The organism is Frankia sp. CoWAU3, assembly GCF_977971855.1.
In genome coordinates this window covers 1-1,181 of the sequence record NZ_CDWWXB010000102.1, presented here as the reverse complement: position 1 = coordinate 1,181, position 1,181 = coordinate 1, and the positions used below count along the sequence as shown (strand labels likewise).

The 1,181-nt window shown below is 70.4% G+C and carries 1 protein-coding gene and 1 pseudogene; one reads left to right on the top strand and one right to left on the bottom strand.

Features of this window, described 5'->3' with window-relative positions:
• Nucleotides 1-185 (top strand): annotated as a pseudogene (locus AC08ON_RS10805) (hypothetical protein); the annotation flags it as partial.
• A 518-nt stretch (nucleotides 186-703) separates the two neighbouring features.
• Here AC08ON_RS10805 and AC08ON_RS10800 read toward each other — a convergent pair.
• Nucleotides 704-1,181: transposase (locus AC08ON_RS10800; RefSeq protein ID WP_476616885.1), on the bottom strand; the 478-nt coding region annotated here is incomplete at its 5' end.

Genomic DNA, 1,181 nt, shown 5'->3' with positions numbered 1-1,181 from the left:
AGAACCTGCCCGCAACGCCGGCCGCCGCCAGCCCGCCCCCGGCGCAGGCCAACCACCGTGCTTCGGCACCCGCGACGGCAGCCGAGCCAATGCCCGGCAGGACTACCGTCGGGGGCCCGCTGTCGCGTGAGGCGCGCAGGCAGGACCTGTTGCACCGCGCCCGCGCCGAGGACGTGCTGCACTGACAGCAGCACCAACGCCCCATCTCCGCGGAAACGCTGCGCAAGCGGCTCGCCGTTGGCACCGGGACAGCCCGCGGCCTGGTCGCCCAGTTGCGCGCTGACATCCACGGTGCGCTCGATGGTCGCAGCAACCGGCCGACGTCGTAGACCAGGGCGGCGAACCGAGGGACGCAGGTTGGCCGGTCGCTGATCCTCCTGCTCGGCCGACAGATCACACGGTGGTCGCCGGTGCGGTGGTGGTCGGGCTGTCATCCTCACGGGTGAACAGCGTCATGGCGGACGTCGGTCGGTGCGGTCAGCTCGCGGGGGGATTGCGGATGGCGGGTCTTCTGGAGAGCGTCGAGCCGGATGGCACGGGCGGGCATGTCGAACATGGTGCCGGCGGACGCCATGACCGGCCACCGGGTCGGCCGGCCGTCTTCACTCGGAACCGAACCGCCCAGACGGCTGCTGTTAATATGGGGGCGTGGACCGTTCGTGCCTCATCTGGTGGCGCTCTTCCTGAGCTTTAATGCGTGGAGTCATGTTGACCATAGCTCTTCCCAGACCAGACCGGTTTCGGCGAGGAACCCCAACAGCAACGGGGGCCGGTACTGCATTCGTTTCAGCCCGTGCTTGACCGCCTGGCAGACCTCGTCGAGGGCGCGGGCAGCCAGGTTCACCACAGCGGTGCGCTTGAGCTGTGACCACACCCCCTCGGCCGGGTTCAGCTCAGGGGCGTAGGCCGGTAGCAGCACCGCGCTCACCCAGCCCGCGTGCTCCCGCAGGAACGTGGTCATCTCCGTCTGCCGGTGGATGTTCACCCGGTCCCAGACCAGCACCAGCCGGCCCCCGGGAAGCTGCGCATGCGCGGCGGCCAGCAGATCCCGGCAGTCCTCCCAGCCGATCCCCCTGCGCCCGCCACCACCCCGCCAGGTCCGGGCCCGGTAGAGCAGCCGCGGACGCCAGCCGGGCCGGTAGCAGACCATCCCGACCACACTCACCCGGCCGTTCCCACCC